This is a genomic window from Blastococcus sp. SYSU D01042, assembly GCF_054050515.1.
In genome coordinates, this window is the sequence record NZ_JBJGZM010000002.1 from 453149 (window position 1) to 470798 (window position 17650).

The window sequence follows — 17650 nt, forward strand, 5'->3', positions numbered from 1 at the left end:
GGAGCCGTGTTACGGCTGTGTACCCTGCCTGCAGACCCTCCGGCGACCCCGGCGGGGTCGCCCTCGTCGGAACCGGGCCAGCGTCGCCCCGCGCACGACAGCCCCGTCGGTCACCACCCGTGGGGCTCGCGAGTTCGTCGTCGGTCGGGAGGCGTACGTTCCTCCGCCGGTGGCTGCTCTTCCTCGCACGTGCCGCCAGCTTCGCCGCCCTTGACCACCGGCCCGGGCCTCACCGCCCGACCCGGCCCTCCTCCGAGGGCCGGACCTGCCGACGACGGGAGTGACATGTCAGACCTCACCGCCCCCGCCGCTGCGACCTCCGAGACCGGAGCGCAGGCCGCGGTCCGCGGCACCGCCGTGCCCTTCTCCGCCGTGCCCCCGAAGACCGGGCTCTACGACCCTGCCAACGACAAGGACGCCTGCGGCGTGGCCTTCGTGGCCGACGCCCGGGGCCGTCGCTCTCGCGACATCGTCGCCAAGGGCCTCACGGCGCTGCACAACCTCGACCACCGCGGCGCCGCCGGCGCCGAGCCGAACTCCGGGGACGGCGCCGGGATCCTCACCCAGGTCCCCGACGGTCTGCTGCGCGCCACTGTCGGGTTCGACCTGCCGCCGGCCGGCGAGTACGCCGTCGGGATCGCCTTCATGCCGGCCGACGAGGCCGAGCGCGCCGCCCGCTATGACGAGCTCGCCGCTATTGCTTCAGAGGAAGGGTTGACCGTCCTCGGCTGGCGCGACGTCCCGATCGACCCCGACGGCGCCGACCTCGGCCCGACGGCGCGCGCGGTCATGCCGCACTTCGCCCAGCTGTTCGTGGCCGAGACCATGGGCGCGCGGGCCGACGCGACGGCCTTCGGCGGCAACGTCGAGTGCAACGGCGTGACCCGCCTGGAGCGCCGCTCCTTCGTGCTGCGCAAGCGTGCCGAGCGCGCGGCCGTCGACGCGGGCAGCTCCCTCTACATCGCCTCGCTGTCGTCGCGGACGATCACCTACAAGGGCATGCTGACCACCGACCAGCTGCCGCTGTTCTTCCCCGACCTGCGCGACGACCGCTACGAGTCCGCGATCGCCCTGGTGCACAGCCGGTTCTCGACGAACACCTTCCCGAGCTGGCCGCTGGCCCACCCGTTCCGCTTCATCGCGCACAACGGCGAGATCAACACCATCAAGGGCAACCGCAACCGCATGCGGGCCCGCGAGGCGAAGCTGGCCACCGAGCTGTTCGACGGCCCGGCCGGTCCGGCCTCCGAGCTCGGGCTGGAGCGCATCTTCCCGGTCACCGCGAGCGACTTCAGCGACTCGGCGACCTTCGACGAGGTGCTCGAGCTGCTGCACCTGTCGGGCCGCTCGCTGCCGCACGCGGTGCTCATGATGATCCCGGAGGCGTGGGAGAACCACGACGAGATGGACCCGGCCCGCCGGGCCTTCTACCGGTTCCACTCCTCGATCATGGAGCCCTGGGACGGGCCGGCCGCGGTCTGCTTCACCGACGGCACGCTCATCGGCGCCGTCCTCGACCGCAACGGGCTGCGCCCGGGCCGCTGGTGGCACACCAAGGACGACCTGGTCGTGCTGGCCAGCGAGGTCGGCGTGCTGGACATCCCCGCCGCCGACGTCGTCGCCAAGGGTCGGCTGCAGCCGGGCCGGATGTTCCTCGTGGACACCTCGTCGGGGCGGATCGTCTCCGACGAGGAGGTCAAGGGCGCGCTGGCCGCCGAGCACCCGTACGACGACTGGCTGCACGCCGGCCTGGTGCACCTGCCCGCGCTGCCCGAGCGCCGCCGCTCGCGGCCCAGCCACGAGTCCGTCGTCCGCCGGCAGGCGCTGTTCGGCTACACGGAGGAGGAGCTGCGCGTCCTCGTCCAGCCGATGGCGGCCTCCGGCGCCGAGCCGATCGGCTCGATGGGCACCGACACCCCCATCGCGGCGCTCTCGGACCGCTCGCGGCTGCTCTACGACTACTTCGGGCAGCTCTTCGCCCAGGTGACCAACCCGCCGCTGGACGCCATCCGCGAGGAGCTGGTGACCAGCCTGGGCCGCACCTTCGGCCCCGAGCAGAACCTGCTCCAGGCCACCCCGGCCTCGGCCCGCCAGGTGTTCCTGCCCTTCCCGGTCATCGACAACGACGAGCTGGCCAAGATCCTGCACATCGACGACGACGGCGACCTGCCCGGCTACGCCGCCGTCCGGATCACCGGCCACTTCGACGTCAACGGTGGCGGCCCGGCCCTGGCCAAGGCCGTCGAGGACCTGCGCACCAAGGTGTCGAAGGCGATCGCCGCCGGCGCCCGGATCATCGTGCTCTCCGACCGGGACTGCGACGAGAAGCGTGCGCCGATCCCGTCGCTGCTCATGACCGCCGCGGTCCACCACCACCTGGTGCGCGAGAAGACCCGCATGGAGGTCGGGCTCGTCGTCGAGTCCGGCGACTGCCGCGAGGTGCACCACGTCGCGCTGCTGCTGGGCTACGGCGCGGCCGCGGTCAACCCCTACCTGGCCTTCGAGTCGATCGAGGACCTGATCCGCGACGGCGCGCTCACCGGCGTGGAGCCCGCGCAGGCCGTGCGCAACATGGTCAAGGCGCTGGGCAAGGGCGTCCTCAAGGTCATGAGCAAGATGGGTATCAGCACCGTCGGCTCGTACACGATGGCGCAGATCTTCGAGGCCGTCGGCCTGTCCCAGGAGCTCGTCGACGAGTACTTCACCGGCACCTCCGCGCCCCTGGGCGGCGTCGGCATCGACGTCCTCGCCGAGGAGGTGGCGATGCGCCACCGCCGCGCGTACCCGGAGAACCCCACGGAGACCGCGCACCGCCGGCTCGAGGTGGGCGGCGAGTACCAGTGGCGCCGCGAGGGCGAGGTGCACCTGTTCAACCCCGAGACGGTGTTCCTGCTGCAGCACGCCACCCGCTCGCGGCAGTACGACGTGTTCCGGAAGTACACCGACACCGTGGACGGGCTGAGCCTGGAGGCCGGCACGCTGCGCGGGCTGTTCGAGCTGCGCACCGGCGTGCGCCCGCCCGTCCCCATCGAGGAGGTCGAGCCGGTCAGCGAGATCGTCCGCCGGTTCCAGACCGGTGCGATGAGCTACGGCTCCATCTCGCAGGAGTCGCACGAGACCCTCGCCATCGCGATGAACCGGCTGGGCGGCAAGTCCAACACCGGTGAGGGCGGCGAGGACCCGAACCGGTTCACGCCGGACCCGAACGGCGACCTGCGCCGCTCGGCGATCAAGCAGGTGGCCAGCGGGCGCTTCGGCGTCACCAGCGAGTACCTGGTCAACGCCGACGACATCCAGATCAAGATGGCGCAGGGGGCCAAGCCCGGTGAGGGCGGCCAGCTGCCCGGCGGCAAGGTCTACCCGTGGGTGGCGCGGACCCGGCACTCGACGCCCGGCGTCGGCCTGATCAGCCCGCCGCCGCACCACGACATCTACTCCATCGAGGACCTCAAGCAGCTCATCCACGACCTGAAGAACGCGAACGACCAGGCGCGGATCAACGTCAAGCTGGTCGCCGAGGTGGGCGTCGGCACCGTCGCGGCGGGCGTGAGCAAGGCGCACGCCGACCTGGTGCTGATCTCCGGTCACGACGGCGGCACCGGTGCCGCCCCGCTGACCTCGCTCAAGCACGCCGGGTCCCCGTGGGAGCTGGGGCTGGCCGAGACGCAGCAGACGCTGCTGGCCAACGGGCTGCGCGACCGGATCACCGTCCAGGCCGACGGGCAGATGAAGACCGGCCGCGACGTCGTCATCGCCGCGCTGCTGGGTGCGGAGGAGTACGGCTTCGCCACCGCTCCGCTGGTCGTCTCGGGCTGCGTGATGATGCGGGTCTGTCACCTCGACACCTGCCCGGTGGGCGTCGCCACGCAGAACCCCGAGCTGCGCAAGCGCTTCACCGGCCGGCCGGAGTTCGTCGTCACGTTCTTCGAGTTCCTGGCCGAGCAGGTGCGCGAGTACCTCGCCGAGCTGGGCTTCCGCTCGCTGGACGAGGCGATCGGCCACGCCGAGCTGCTGGACACCCGCAAGGCGGTCGACCACTGGAAGGCCGCCGGTCTGGACCTCAGCCCGCTGCTCGTCGTGCCGGAGCTGCCCGAGGGTGCGCCGCTGCGGAAGGTGCGCGACCAGGACCACGGCCTGGACGTCGCGCTGGACCAGACGCTCATCCAGTTGTGCGAGGGCGCGCTCCTGGACGCGCGGCCGGTCAGCCTCGAGCTGCCGGTGCGCAACGTGAACCGCACCGTCGGCACGATGCTGGGCTCGATGGTCACCCGCCGCTTCGGCGGCGAGGGCCTGCCCGACGGCACCATCGACCTCACCTTCGGCGGGTCGGCCGGGCAGTCCTTCGGCGCGTTCGTGCCGCGCGGCATCACCATGCGGCTCTACGGCGACGCCAACGACTACGTCGGCAAGGGCCTGTCCGGTGGCCGCATCGTCGTGCGGCCCTCGCGCGAGGCGACGTTCGCCGCCGAGGACAACGTCATCGCCGGCAACGTCATCGGCTACGGCGCTACCGGCGGGGAGATCTTCCTGCGCGGCCGCGTCGGCGAGCGCTTCTGCGTCCGCAACTCCGGGGCGCTGGCGGTCGTCGAGGGGGTGGGTGACCACGCGCTGGAGTACATGACCGGCGGCCGGGCGGTCATCCTCGGTGCCACCGGGCGCAACATCGCGGCCGGCATGTCCGGGGGCGTGGCCTACGTGCTCGACCTGGCCCGCCACCGGGTCAACGGCGAGATGGTGGACATCGAGACGCTGGACGCCGAGTCGGCCCAGTGGCTGCGCGACGTCCTGGTGCGCTACGCCGAGGAGACCGAGTCCCCGGTCGCGCACGCCCTGCTCGCGGACTGGGGCCGCTGGTCGGCCCAGTTCAGCGTGATCATGCCGCGGGACTACAAGCGGGCGCTGGACGCGCAGCGCATGGCCGAGGCCAACGGGACCGACGTCGATCTCGCCGTCATGGAGGCAGCTCGTGGCTGACACCACCGGATTCCTGAAGTTCGAGCGGGGCCTGCCGCCGCGGCGGCCGGTCGAGGTCCGCATCCGCGACTGGAAGGACGTCTACTCGGCGCGGGAGAACGGCGAGGACCCGCTCTTCCCGACCGCCGAGGTGCGCAAGCAGGCGGCGCGCTGCATGGACTGCGGCATCCCGTTCTGCCACCACGCGTGCCCGGTGGCCAACCTGATCCCGGAGTGGAACGACCTGGCCCGCCGCGACGACTGGCACGACGCCATCGAGCGGCTGCACGCGACCAACAACTTCCCGGAGTTCACCGGGAAGCTGTGCCCGGCGCCGTGCGAGGGCTCCTGCGTGCTCAACCTGCAGGAGTCGCCGGTCACCATCAAGCAGATCGAGTGGGAGATCATCGACCGCGCGTGGGACGAGGGCTGGGTCGCCCCGCTCGCCCCGACCGAGCGCACGGGCAAGAAGGTCGCCGTCGTCGGGTCCGGGCCGGCCGGGCTGGCCGCCGCCCAGCAGCTGACCCGCGCCGGGCACGAGGTCACCGTCTACGAGCGGGCCGACCGCATCGGCGGGCTGCTCCGCTACGGCATCCCCGAGTTCAAGATGGAGAAGTCCGTCCTGGACCGGCGGCTGGACCAGATGCGCGCCGAGGGCACCCGCTTCGTCACCGGGGTCGACGTCGGCGGCTCGGGTGCCGACGACCTGTCCACCGAGCAGCTGCGCGCCGACTTCGACGCCGTGGTCCTGGCCGGGGGCGCGACCGTCGGCCGCGACCTGCCGGCCCCGGGGCGGGAGCTGGCCGGCATCCACCTGGCCATGGAGTACCTGCCCTACGGCAACCGGCAGGCGCTCGGCGAGCTGGACGACCCGCCGATCAACGCGGCCGGCAAGCACGTGGTGATCATCGGTGGCGGTGACACCGGGGCCGATTGCCTCGGCACCGCGCACCGCCAGGGCGCGGCCTCGGTCACGCAGCTGGAGATCATGCCGGCGCCGCCGGACCGCCGGGACACCGGCTCCAACCCGTGGCCGACCTACCCGATGATCATGCGCGTCTCCAGCGCGCACGAGGAGGGCGGGGAGCGGCTCTACTCGGTGAACACCGAGCGCTTCGTGGGCGACGACTCCGGCAACGTCCGGGCGCTGCTGCTGCACGAGGTCGAGCGGGTCGAGGGCCGGTTCCAGAAGGTCGAGGGCACCGAGCGCGAGCTGCCCGCCGACCTGGTCTTCCTGGCCATGGGCTTCACCGGCGCCCAGCGCGAGGGACTGCTCGAGAACCTCGGCGTGGAGATGGACCAGCGCGACAACGTCGTGCGCGACGCCGAGTTCATGTCCACCGTGCCCGGCGTCTTCGTGGCCGGCGACATGGGCCGCGGGCAGTCGCTGATCGTGTGGGCCATCGCCGAGGGCCGCGCCGCCGCGGCCGCCGCCGACACCTGGCTCACCGGCGCCTCCTCCCTGCCGCGCCCGGTGACGCCCACGGCCGTGGCCCTCCGCTAGAAGTCACAGGGCGGCCCGGGGCCCGGTACCAGCGGGTACCGGGCCGCCCTACTAGCGTTCTGGCCATGTCCCGCCGCGCCAAGATCGTCTGCACCCTGGGTCCGGCCACCAGCTCCCCGGAGCAGATCGTCGCCCTCGCCGAGTCCGGCATGGACGTCGCCCGGCTGAACTTCAGCCACGGCGCGCACGAGGACCACGCCACCGCCTACCAGCGGGTGCGCGAGGCCTCCGACCGCACCGGCCACGCCGTCGCCGTCCTCGCCGACCTGCAGGGCCCCAAGATCCGCCTGGGCACCTTCGCCGCCGGCCCCGTGGAGTGGCCCACCGGCAGCCAGGTGGTCATCACCGTCGACGACGTCGAGGGCACCGCCGAGCGGGTGTCGACCACCTACAAGGACCTGGCCAACGACGTCCGCGTCGGCGACCGGCTGCTGGTCGACGACGGCAAGCTGGCGCTGACCGTGCTCTCGGTGCAGGGTCCCGACGTCACCTGCCTGGTGATCGAGGGCGGCCCGGTGTCGAACAACAAGGGGCTGTCGCTGCCCGGCGTGGCGGTGAGCGTGCCCGCGCTGTCGGACAAGGACGAGCTAGACCTGCGCTTCGCCCTCCGCCTGGGCGTGGACTTCATCGCGCTGTCCTTCGTCCGCTCGGCCGACGACGCGGAGCTGGTGCGCGAGATCATGCGCCAGGAGGACGTCGAGGTCCCGGTCATCGCCAAGCTCGAGAAGCCGGAGGCGGTCGACCGCCTCGACGAGATCGTCGAGGCCTTCGACGGCATCATGGTGGCCCGCGGCGACCTGGGCGTCGAGCTGCCGCTGGAACGGGTGCCGCTGGTGCAGAAGCGCGCCATCCAGGCCGCGCGGGAGCGCAACAAGCCGGTCATCGTGGCCACCCAGATGCTCGAGTCGATGATCGTCAACTCGCGGCCCACCCGTGCCGAGGCCTCCGACGTCGCCAACGCCGTGCTGGACGGCGCCGACGCGGTGATGCTGTCGGGCGAGACGTCGGTCGGCGCGCACCCGATCGCCGCGGTGCGCACGATGGAGCGGATCATCGACGCGGTCGAGAGCGACCACGCGCCGGTGCCCGAGGTGGCCCGCCGCTCCCGCTCGCGGTCCGGGGCCATCGTGCGCGCCGCCAAGGACGTCGGCGAGGCGCTCGACGTCAAGGCGCTCGCGACCTTCACCCAGACCGGCGAGACCGCCCGGCGGCTCTCCGCGCTGCACCCCCGCCAGCCGCTGCTGGCCTTCACCGTCGACCCGCGGGTGCGCAGCCGGCTGGCGCTCACCTGGGGCGTGGAGACCTTCCTCGTCCCCACGGTGTCGCACACCGACGACATGGTCGCCCAGGTGGACTTCTCGCTGCTGTCGATCGGCCGGCTCAAGGTCGGTGACCGCGTCGTGGTCGTGGCGGGCAGCCCGCCCAACACCACGGGCTCGACCAACCTGATCCGCGTGCACGAGGTCGGGACCGACTCGTGAGCGCCGACGGCTCGCAGGCGGCGGCGCTGATGTCGGTGCTCGTGCTCGAGGAGCGCGACCCCGACGTCTTCGTCGGCAAGACGCCCGACACCCGCATGCAGCGGATCTTCGGCGGCCAGGTGGCCGGTCAGGCCCTGATGGCGGCGGCCAGCACCCTGCCCGAGGGCCGAGGTGTGCACTCGCTGCACTCGTACTTCCTGCGGCCGGGTGACCCCAACGAGGAGATCCGCTACGGGGTCGAGCGGATGCGCGACGGCCGCACGTTCAGCACCCGCCGGGTGGTGGCCTGGCAGCGCCGGGGCGAGAAGGACGTCGCGATCTTCGCGCTCACGGCCGACGCCTCGGCGGGGGAGACCCCCTACGCCGAGCACGCGCTCCCGATGCCCGACGTCCCGGCGCCGGAGAGCCTGCCCACGTTCGAGGAGCTGCTGGCCGCCCGCGGTGAGGAGGGCCGGGCCGCGCGGAGCATCGGCCAGGCCGTGGAGCAGCGGCTGCTGGAGCACCCGTTCGACCGGACGCCGAAGTCCTACCCGGACACCAAGTCCTGGACGTGGATGCGGGTCGCCGGCGAGCTGCCCGACGACCAGGCGGTGCACGCGGCCGCGCTGACCTTCGCCAGCGACCTGAGCCTGCTGGGCGCCGGGACCGCGCGCATGGGTGGCGGCTGGGGCCGCACGATGGGCTCCAGCCTCGACCACGCGGTGTGGTTCCACGAGGCCGTCCACGCCGACCAGTGGTTCCTCTACGAGACCGACAGCCCGGCGGCCTCGCACGGGCGGGCGCTGTGCTTCGGCCAGATCTGGGCCGCCGACGGCACCCACGTCGCGACCGTGACCCAGCAGGGGCTCATCCGCCCGCTGCCGAGCTGAGCCCGGCGCGCTCGGCCTCCGCGGCGGCCGCCGCGCGCGCGGCCTCGCGGGCGGCGGCCTGCTCGGCGGCCTGGGCGGCGAAGTCGGCGGCCAGCCAGTCGTGGCCCTCGCGCAGCAGCGTCCAGAGCCGTTCGACGTGCGCGCGGGTCGTCGTCGGCGCGCCCACCGCGACCCGCAGGACGGCGCGGCCGCCGACGGTGGTGTGGGTCAGGAACACCTCGCCGCCGTCGTTGAGCCGCTCGAGCAGGGTCATGGTGGCGACGTCGGCGTCGACCTCGGCCGGCCAGCGCGGGGTGAGGCAGACCAGCGACAGCGGGTGCGGGGTGAGGACGTCGAACCGCTCGTCGGCCTCGGCCCACCCGGCCAGCTCCTGGGCGAGCGCGACGGAACCGCGGATGTGTGCGCGCAGCCCCTCGGCGCCGTACCAGCGCAGCACGAACCACAGCTTGAGCGCCCGGAACCGCCGGCCCAGGGGCACCTGCCAGTCGCGGTAGTCGACGACGGTGCCGGCGTCGGTGGCCGCGTTGCGCAGGTACTCGGGGAGGATCGACAGGGCGCCGGTGAGGGCGGCCCGGTCGGCGACCCAGAAGAGCGTGGCGTCGAAGCCGGTGAGCAGCCACTTGTGCGCGTCGGTGGTGTAGCTGTCGGCCCACTCGACGCCGTCCTGCAGCCCGCGCAGCTCGGGGACGACGGCGCTGACGCCGGCGTACGCGGCGTCGACGTGCAGCCACGCGCCGTGCTCCTGGCAGACCGGCCCGATCGCGGCCAGCGGGTCGACGGCGGTGGTCCCCGTGGTGCCGACGGTCGCGCACACGAGCACGGGGGTGTAGCCGCGGGCGACGTCGCGCTCCATGCGGGCGGCGAGCGCGACCGGGTCCATGGCCAGGTCGCCGTCGACCTCGACGATGCGCACGGCGTCGGTGCCGAGGCCGGCGATGCGGACGGCCTTCTCCATGGAGGAGTGGGTCTGGGCGGAGACGTAGACGGTGGCGCGCTCGGGGTCGACGCCGCGGCGGAGGGTGGCGCCGCCGCTGGCGCGGTGCAGGGCCGCCAGCAGGGCGACGAGGTTGGCGCCGGAGCTGGAGTCCTGGACGACGCCGCCGCCGGTCCCGGAGCTGCGGAAGGAGGCGGGCAGACCGAGCAGGTCGGCGAACCAGTCCATGACGTGCTGCTCGAGCTCGGTGGCGGCCGGGCTGGTCACCCAGGACATGCCCTGCACGCCGAGTCCCGCGGAGACCAGGTCGCCGAGCACCGAGGGCCCGGAGGTGTTGGCCGGGAAGTACCCGAAGAAGCCGGGGTGCTGCCAGTGCGTGAGGCCGGGGACGACGACCCGGTCGAGGTCCGCCAGCACCTCGGCGAAGGCTTCCCCCTGCTCGGGAGGGGCCTCCGGCAGCGCGGCGCGCACGTCCCCGGGCGCCGCCGTCGACCGCACCGGGAAGGAGCCGATCCGCGCCCAGTAGTCGGCGATCCAGTCCACGACCTCGTGGCCGTGCTGCCGGAACTGCTCGGGCGTCATGTGCGGCGCGGGCTCGGTCACCCGTTCACCCTAGGGACCGGCCGGGAGCGCGTGCACGTGGCCGCGGTCGTCGTCCGGAGGACGACACGTCCAGCAGAGTGCCCCCGGTGCGACTCGAACGCACACTGCGCGGGTTTTGAATCCGCTCCCTCTGCCGATTGGGGTACGGGGGCGTGCCGGTCGGCCGGCAGCCGGATCAGCGTAGCGGGGGTTCCGCGGGTGCCGACGTCGCTAGGCTCGACCCCGTGACCAGCGCGCCGACCCGGGTCCTCATCGCCGAGGACGAAGCCCTCATCCGCCTCGACCTCAAGGAGATGCTCGAGGAGGAGGGCTACGTGGTCGTCGCCGAGGTGGGCGACGGGCAGCAGGCGGTGGAGCGGGCGAGGGAGCTCTCGCCGGACCTGGTGATCCTGGACATCCAGATGCCGGTGCTGGACGGGTTGTCGGCGGCGGAGCAGATCGCCTCGGCCCGCATCGCGCCGGTGATCGTGCTGACCGCGTTCAGCCAGCGGGAGCTGGTGGAGCGGGCACGGGACGCCGGTGCGATGGCCTACCTGGTGAAGCCCTTCTCGAAGAACGACCTGGTCCCTGCGATCGAGGTGGCGCGCGGGCGGTTCGCGGAGATGGCCGCGCTGGACGGCGAGGTGCGGACGCTGGAGGAGCGGCTGGCGGCCCGCCAGGTGATCGAGAAGGCGAAGGGCAGGCTGATGGCCGAGCGCGGCGTCGACGAGGGGTCCGCGTTCCGCTGGCTGCAGCGCACGGCGATGAACGAGCGGACGTCGATGAAGGCGCTCGCCGAGCGGGTGCTCGCCGACGGGGTTCCGCCGGAGGTCGGCTCGGCCTGATCAGCCGACCGTCGGTATAGCGGCTCCAATCAGCAGCCCACCTACTGATCTTCGGTGGTCGAGGCGGCTCGCCTGTGAACCCGCGGGTGGTGGACGGCGCGGACCTGACGAGCCCCTTTCCGGCGGCTCGCGGGGGCTTCCGGACCGCCATCACGAGACGGTCACGAAACGTCCCGGGCCCGTTCGGCTCGCGGCAACCGCGCCCTACTGTTTGCCAGCCGATCCCACCGGGACGGCAACGACCACCGGCGGGGCCGACCAGCGGGCCGCCGATCTGGCTCTGGAGGACATGTGCGTTTCACGGTCAAGACGGGCGCGCCTCTGCTCGCCATGGCGCTGGCGCTGACCGCCTGCGGTACCTCGGGCGGCGACGACGAGGAGGCCTCGGGCGGCGGCGGTAGCGAGGCGGGCACCTGCGAGGACGTCGCCATCGGCTACTTCGGGGCCCTGACCGGCTCCGCGGCCAACCTGGGCATCAACATCCGCAACGGTGTCCAGCTCGCGGTCGACCAGTTCAACGAGGAGAACGCCGACTGCCAGGTGGCGCTGGAGGAGTACGACTCCGCCGGTGACCCCAACCAGGCCACCGGTCTGGCCACGCAGGCGATCGGCGACGAGTCGGTCATCGGCATCGTCGGCCCGGCGTTCTCGGGTGAGTCCGACACCGCCGGCCCGATCTTCGCCGAGGGCGGGCTGCCGACCATCTCCGCGTCGGCCACCAACCCGGCGCTGTCCGAGAACGGCTGGGACACCTTCCACCGCATCCTCGGCAACGACGACAGCCAGGGCCCGGCGGCGGCCACCTACATCAGCGACGTCCTGGGCAGCCAGAGCGTCTTCGTCGTCGACGACGCCTCGGCCTACGGTGCCGGCCTGGCCGAGATCGTGAACGAGGACCTCGGCGACGCCGTGGTCGGGACCGACACGATCCAGACCGGTCAGACCGACTTCTCCGCCACCATCACGGCCATCCGCGACTCGGGTGCCGAGGCGGTCTTCTTCGGCGGCTACTACGCCGAGGCCGGTCTGCTCGTGCAGCAGATGCGCGGTGCCGGTGTCGACGCCACCTTCGTGGTCGCCGACGGCGTGAAGGACCCGGGCTTCGTCGAGGCCGCCGGTGACGCCGCCGAGGGCACGATCATCACCTGCCCGTGCCTCCCGCCGGAGGAGCAGCAGGACTTCTTCAACGCCTTCGAGGAGGAGTTCGGCGCCGCGCCGGCCACCTACTCGGCCGAGGCGTACGACGCGGCCAACGTGATGCTCGAGGGCATTCTCGAGGGCAACACCGACCGCGAGTCGCTGCTCGAGTGGATCAACGACTACGACGGCGAGGGCATCACCAAGCAGATCACGTTCGACGAGTCGGGCGAGGTCGAGAACATCTCCGTCTGGGCGTACACGGTGGAGAACGGCGAGATCGTCGCCGACCAGGAGATCGAGACCAACTGATCTCCCGCTGACCCACCAGGGCGCGGCCGGGCCCCCTCCTCGAGGGGACCCGGCCGCGCCTGCGCCTACCTCGGTCGCTCGGAGGCCCCGTGCAGTTCCTCATCAACAACTTCGTCGAGCTGACCGTCACCGGTCTCGTGCTCGGCGCCGTCTACGGCCTCGTCGCGCTCGGCTACACGCTGGTCTACGGCGTGCTCCAGCTGATCAACTTCGCCCACTCCGAAGTCTGGATGTTCGGCAGCTTCGCCGCGGTCTGGGTGACCGTGGCCCTGGGGGTCGCCCCCGGCAGCGCGCTGCCCGTGGTCATCGGCGTCCTGCTGCTGGCGCTGCTCGCCGCCATGACCGTCAGCGGCGGCATCGCGCTCCTCCTGGAGCGCGTGGCCTACCGCCGGCTCATCCGGCTCGACGCCCCCAAGCTCGTCGCGCTGATCAGCGCGATCGGTGCCAGCTTCGCGCTGGCCGAGATCATGGGTCTGCGCGACCGCGTGGCCGACTGGCTCGGCCTGCGCGACACGCTGGACCCCTACGTCCGCTCGGCGCGCGACAACACCCGCTTCCAGAACCCCCTCGAGACCGAGGGGCTGTTCACCGTCGGCGGCTACACCGTCACCAACGTCGACGTGATCATCATCGTCAGCGCCGTCGTCATGATGGTGGCGCTGGACCAGTTCATCCGCCGGACCCGCACCGGCAAGGGCATCCGCGCGGTGGCGCAGGACTCCGAGGCCGCGGCGCTCATGGGCGTCAACCGCAACCGGGTCATCCGCGCCACCTTCCTCGTCGGCGGCATCATGGCCGGCGCGGCGGCGCTGCTGTACCTGATGCGGTTCGGGGTGACCCGCTGGAACGCCGGCTTCCTGCTCGGCGTGAAGGCGTTCACCGCCGCCGTCCTCGGCGGCATCGGCAACGTCCGCGGTGCCCTGCTGGGCGGCTTCGTCCTGGGGCTCGCCGAGAACTACGGTTCTGCCCTGATCGGATCGGAGTGGCGCGACGTCGTCGCGTTCCTGCTGCTGGTCGTCATCCTGCTGTTCCGGCCCACGGGGCTGCTCGGCGAGAGCCTGGGGAGGGCCCGCGCATGACCGAGGGAAAGGCTTCCCCCGACAGCTCGCCCGGCGTGGCGCGCACGTCCACCGGCGTCCGGCTGGGCTGGGACCGCTCGGCGCTCGCGCGCCGGGTGACCGCGCTGCCCAAGCCGGTCAAGTGGACCCTCATCGGTCTGCTGGTGCTGGTGCTGTACGCGCTGCCGCTGCTCGAGATCCCGATCATCAGCACGCCCGACACCGACTTCGGCGCCGTCCTGTTCACCGTCGCCAGCTACGTGCTGGTGGCGCTCGGGCTCAACGTCGTCCTCGGCTACGCGGGCCTGCTGGACCTCGGGTACGTCGGCTTCTACGCCGTCGGCGCCTACACGGTGGCGGTGTTCGGCTCCCTCCAGGCCCAGCTGTCCTGGTGGGTGCTCATCCCGATGGCGGTCGTCCTCACGACGATCTCCGGCGTGCTGCTGGGTGCGCCCACGCTGCGGGTGCGCGGTGACTACCTCGCCATCGTGACCCTCGGCTTCGGCGAGATCATCCGGCTCACCGCGCTCAACACCGAGTGGCTCGGCGCTGCCAAGGGCATCACCGGTGTCCCGCGGCCGCCCAGCGTCGAGCTCTTCGAGATCCCGCACCTGCAGTGGGAGGGCGCTCGGGCGGTCGTCGACCTGGACGACACGACGACGTTCCTCTTCTTCGGCGTGGCCGACCAGGCGCCGTACTACTGGCTGGCCCTGACGGTGATCTTCCTCGTCCTGGGCGCCGACCGGATGCTGCGGCTGTCCCGGATCGGCCGGGCGTGGGAGGCCACCCGGGAGGACGAGGACGCCGCGGAGCTGATGGGCGTCCCGACGTTCCGCTTCAAGCTGCTCGCGTTCGCCTCGGGTGCGTTCATCGGCGGCCTCTCCGGCGCCCTGTTCGCCTCGCGGCAGGGGTTCATCAACCCGGAGTCCTTCCAGCTGCTGCTCAGCATCCTGTTCGTCGCCGCCGTCGTCGTCGGAGGTGCCGGCAACCGCTGGGGCGTCATCGCGGGCGCGATCGTGGTGGCGTACCTGCCGGAGCGGTTCCGCGGCTTCGAGGAGTGGCGCCTGCTGGTCTTCGGCATGGCGCTGCTGATCCTGGCCAACTTCCGGCCCCAGGGGCTGCTGCCACCGCGCCGGACCAGACGCGCCCAAGCGGTGGACGAGCAACTGGACGCACTCGAGGAGGGGACCGCCCGTGCCTAGCACCTCGACGGCCGCGCAGCCGGCCGCCCGCGAGGGCGGCGCGCTGCTCTCGGTGGACGACGTCAGCATCCAGTTCGGCGGGCTGAAGGCGCTCGACGGCGTGAGCTTCGACGTGCGCGAGGGCGAGATCCTCGGGCTCATCGGACCGAACGGCGCCGGCAAGACCACCTGCTTCAACGTGATGACCGGCGTCTACCAGCCCACCTCCGGCGAGGTCCGCTTCGCCGGGGAGCCGCTGGGCCGCCGCAAGCGGTTCGCCATCACCCGGCTGGGCATCGCGCGCACCTTCCAGAACATCCGGCTGTTCGGCAACATGACGGCGCTGGAGAACGTGCTGGTCGGCGCGGACGCCCACCACCGGACCGGCGTCATCGACGCGCTGATCCGCTCGCCGCGGCACCGCCGCGAGGAGCGGGAGGGCGAGGAGACCGCCCGCGAGGTCATGCGCTTCCTCGGTCTGGAGCGCAAGGCCGACGAACTGGCCCGCAACCTCTCCTACGGCGACCAGCGCCGCCTGGAGATCGCGCGGGCCATGGCGACCAAGCCGCGGCTGCTCTGCCTGGACGAGCCGGCCGCCGGGTTCAACCCGGCGGAGAAGGCCCAGCTCATGGAGCTGATCCGGCGGATCCGCGACCGCGGGCTCACCGTGCTGCTCATCGAGCACGACATGGGCCTGGTCATGGGCGTCAGCGACCGGGTCGCCGTCCTGGAGTTCGGCCGCAAGATCGCCGAGGGCGTGCCGGCCGAGGTCCGCAACGACCCGGCCGTGATCGCGGCCTACCTGGGCACCGAGGTCGACGAGGTCGACGAGGAGGGGGTGCTCTGATGCTGCTCGAGGTCGAGGGGCTGTGCGTCAACTACGGGCGCATCGAGGCCATCCGGGACATCACCTTCTCCGTCGAGCAGGGGTCGGTGGTCACCCTCATCGGGGCCAACGGCGCCGGCAAGACGACGACGCTGAAGACCCTCTCGGGGCTGCGCAAGGTGCGTGCGGGTGCGGTCCGGTTCCAGGGCGCGGACATCACCCACATGGCCTCGCACGAGCGGGTGCCGCTGGGGATCAGCCAGTCGCCCGAGGGTCGGCGGATCTTCCCCGGCATGTCCGTCGTCGAGAACCTGGACATGGGCGCGTACGCGCGTGCCGACCGGGCGAAGACGCGGTCCGAGGACCTGGACCGGGTGTTCGGCCTGTTCCCCCGCCTGCACGAGCGGCGGGACCAGGCGGCCGGCACCATGTCCGGCGGTGAGCAGCAGATGCTGGCGATGGGCCGGGCGCTCATGTCCCGCCCGACGCTGCTGCTGCTGGACGAGCCGTCGATGGGCCTGGCGCCCAAGCTGATCCAGCAGATCTTCTCGATCATCGTGGACATCCGCGAGCAGGGGACGACGATCCTGCTGGTCGAGCAGAACGCCGCGCAGGCGCTGAAGATCGCCGACCAGGCCTACATCCTGGAGACCGGTGAGGTCGTGCGCACCGGCACCGGGCGCGAGCTGGCGGCCGACGACAGCGTCAAGGCGGCCTACCTGGGCGGCGACGTCTGACCCGGTAGCGCGGCTCCGCCAGGGGCCCGGGTGCCGAGCCGGCACCCGGGCCCCTCCGCGTCCGCCGGGGGTGGGTCGCTCACGACCCGGTCGCAGGCCGCCCCGCGCGTCCCGCCCGTCACACCGGGCGGCGCGCCGCCGTTCCGCGGTCACCGCCCGGGTGCACCCTGCGCTCAACTCGTAGGGGGAGGCAGCTGTGCCAGGGTCTGCATCGCGGTCCGGGGTGGTCACGCGGGCTGCTCGTCCCGAGGACCTGCCCGTGGTCCTGGAGCTCGTCCGCCAGCACCGCGTCGAGGCCCACGCCGAGGAGGTGCTGACCGGCCACCCGCCGGTGCACGCCGCCGGCGCGGGCTTCCGCCGCCTGCTCGAGGACGCCGGCCACCGGGTCGTCCTGGCGCTGCTCCCCGGTGGGGACGACGGGGCGGGCGCCTGCGAGCTCGGCGTCGGACTGGCGGTGCTGGGGCTGGACCCGCTGTCGCTGGTGCTGGGCACGCCGCAGGTCACCGTGGACACCTTCGTGGTGCACCGCGAGCACCGCAGGTCCGGCGTCGGCTCCGCGCTGCTGGCCGAGGCCGCCGCCTACGCGAAGACCCACGGCGCCGCCTACGTCGTCGCCGCCGTGGCGCAGGACACCGACCGGCAGCGGTTCTTCGCGCGCATGGGCTTCGCGCCCCTGACGACGCGCCGCATCGCCTCGGTGCACGCGCTCGGTCGCTCCCTGTCGGCGTGGCAGCGCCGCCGGCTCGGCATCGTCCCGCTCCCGCGCCGGGTGCCCGGCATCGCGCGGCGACGCGTGCAGCCGCTGCCCTCGGCTACTGCCGGTCGCTGAGGGTCATGCAGGTCAGCCGCGCCGTGGCGGTGGGCCGGCCGGCGTCGTCGCTGACGTCGATGAGGAAGGTCGACAGCGTGCGCCCGCGGCGCACCGGCGTGCAGACCGCCGTCACCGTGCCCGAGGTCGCGGCCCGCAGGTAGCTGGCGTTCAGCTCGACGCCGACCACCTGCTTGCCCGGGCCGGCGCCGATCGCCGCGGCCACCGACCCGATGGTCTCCACCAGGGCGCAGGTGGCCCCGCCGTGCAGCAGGCCGAAGGGCTGCTCGTTGCCGGCCACCGGCATCGTCGCGACCAGCCGGTCGGGGGTGAAGTCGACGATCTCGATGCCCAGCTTGTCGTCCAGCGGGCTGCGCATGCTGCCGGGCAGCCAGTCGGGTGCAGGAGTGGTCACCCCGGCAC

At 72.6% G+C, this 17650-nt stretch carries 13 protein-coding genes and 1 tRNA gene; 11 read left to right on the forward strand and 3 right to left on the reverse strand.

What is annotated here, in order from left to right:
- Positions 1-285 precede the first annotated feature (285 nt).
- The 4 genes from gltB (at position 286) to ACI79H_RS06425 (ending at position 8807) form a co-directional block, all read left to right on the forward strand.
- Positions 286-4974 (forward strand): glutamate synthase large subunit, encoded by a 4689-nt coding sequence (gene gltB, locus ACI79H_RS06410; protein WP_456553544.1) that lies wholly within the window; start codon positions 286-288, stop codon positions 4972-4974.
- A complete protein-coding gene (locus ACI79H_RS06415; RefSeq protein WP_456553545.1) occupies positions 4967-6457 on the forward strand; it encodes a glutamate synthase subunit beta in 1491 nt (496 codons plus the stop codon). Before gltB ends, ACI79H_RS06415 begins: the two co-directional genes overlap by 8 nt.
- Positions 6458-6522: 65 nt before the next feature.
- On the forward strand, positions 6523-7938 hold the full coding sequence (pyk, locus tag ACI79H_RS06420) for a pyruvate kinase (RefSeq protein ID WP_456553546.1): 1416 nt from the start codon (positions 6523-6525) through the stop codon (positions 7936-7938).
- Positions 7935-8807, forward strand: a complete 873-nt coding sequence (locus ACI79H_RS06425; RefSeq protein WP_456553547.1) for an acyl-CoA thioesterase — start codon at positions 7935-7937, stop codon at positions 8805-8807. The genes pyk and ACI79H_RS06425 overlap by 4 nt, the downstream gene beginning before the upstream one ends.
- Here the strand turns inward: ACI79H_RS06425 and ACI79H_RS06430 are convergent.
- Positions 8785-10344 (reverse strand): aminotransferase class I/II-fold pyridoxal phosphate-dependent enzyme, encoded by a 1560-nt coding sequence (locus tag ACI79H_RS06430; protein ID WP_456553548.1) that lies wholly within the window; start codon positions 10342-10344, stop codon positions 8785-8787. The genes ACI79H_RS06425 and ACI79H_RS06430 overlap by 23 nt on opposite strands.
- Positions 10345-10422: 78 nt before the next feature.
- Positions 10423-10496, reverse strand: a tRNA-Leu gene (locus ACI79H_RS06435).
- A gap of 72 nt (positions 10497-10568) precedes the next feature.
- Here ACI79H_RS06435 and ACI79H_RS06440 point away from each other — a divergent pair.
- From ACI79H_RS06440 to ACI79H_RS06470, 7 genes are all read left to right on the forward strand, one after another.
- On the forward strand, positions 10569-11168 hold the full coding sequence (locus ACI79H_RS06440; protein WP_456553549.1) for an ANTAR domain-containing response regulator: 600 nt from the start codon (positions 10569-10571) through the stop codon (positions 11166-11168).
- A 291-nt stretch (positions 11169-11459) separates the two neighbouring features.
- Positions 11460-12617: a branched-chain amino acid ABC transporter substrate-binding protein gene (locus ACI79H_RS06445; protein ID WP_456553550.1), complete on the forward strand. Its 1158-nt coding sequence runs from the start codon at positions 11460-11462 to the stop codon at positions 12615-12617.
- Between the two features lie 89 nt (positions 12618-12706).
- Positions 12707-13696 carry a branched-chain amino acid ABC transporter permease gene (locus ACI79H_RS06450; protein WP_456553551.1) on the forward strand — a complete coding sequence of 330 codons (990 nt, stop codon included), beginning with the start codon at positions 12707-12709 and terminating at the stop codon, positions 13694-13696.
- Entirely contained in the window at positions 13693-14877 is a 1185-nt protein-coding gene (locus ACI79H_RS06455; protein ID WP_456553552.1) for a branched-chain amino acid ABC transporter permease, read from the forward strand. Before ACI79H_RS06450 ends, ACI79H_RS06455 begins: the two co-directional genes overlap by 4 nt.
- Positions 14870-15703 (forward strand): ABC transporter ATP-binding protein, encoded by an 834-nt coding sequence (locus ACI79H_RS06460; protein ID WP_456553553.1) that lies wholly within the window; start codon positions 14870-14872, stop codon positions 15701-15703. Before ACI79H_RS06455 ends, ACI79H_RS06460 begins: the two co-directional genes overlap by 8 nt.
- Positions 15703-16419, forward strand: coding sequence for an ABC transporter ATP-binding protein (locus tag ACI79H_RS06465; RefSeq protein ID WP_456553554.1), 717 nt, complete (start codon positions 15703-15705; stop codon positions 16417-16419). The genes ACI79H_RS06460 and ACI79H_RS06465 overlap by 1 nt, the downstream gene beginning before the upstream one ends.
- Positions 16420-16678: 259 nt before the next feature.
- Positions 16679-17248 carry a GNAT family N-acetyltransferase gene (locus ACI79H_RS06470; RefSeq protein WP_456553555.1) on the forward strand — a complete coding sequence of 190 codons (570 nt, stop codon included), beginning with the start codon at positions 16679-16681 and terminating at the stop codon, positions 17246-17248.
- Here ACI79H_RS06470 and ACI79H_RS06475 read toward each other — a convergent pair.
- On the reverse strand, positions 17232-17642 hold the full coding sequence (locus tag ACI79H_RS06475) for a PaaI family thioesterase (protein WP_456553556.1): 411 nt from the start codon (positions 17640-17642) through the stop codon (positions 17232-17234). The two genes, ACI79H_RS06470 and ACI79H_RS06475, sit on opposite strands and share 17 nt — an antisense overlap.
- Positions 17643-17650 lie beyond the last annotated feature (8 nt).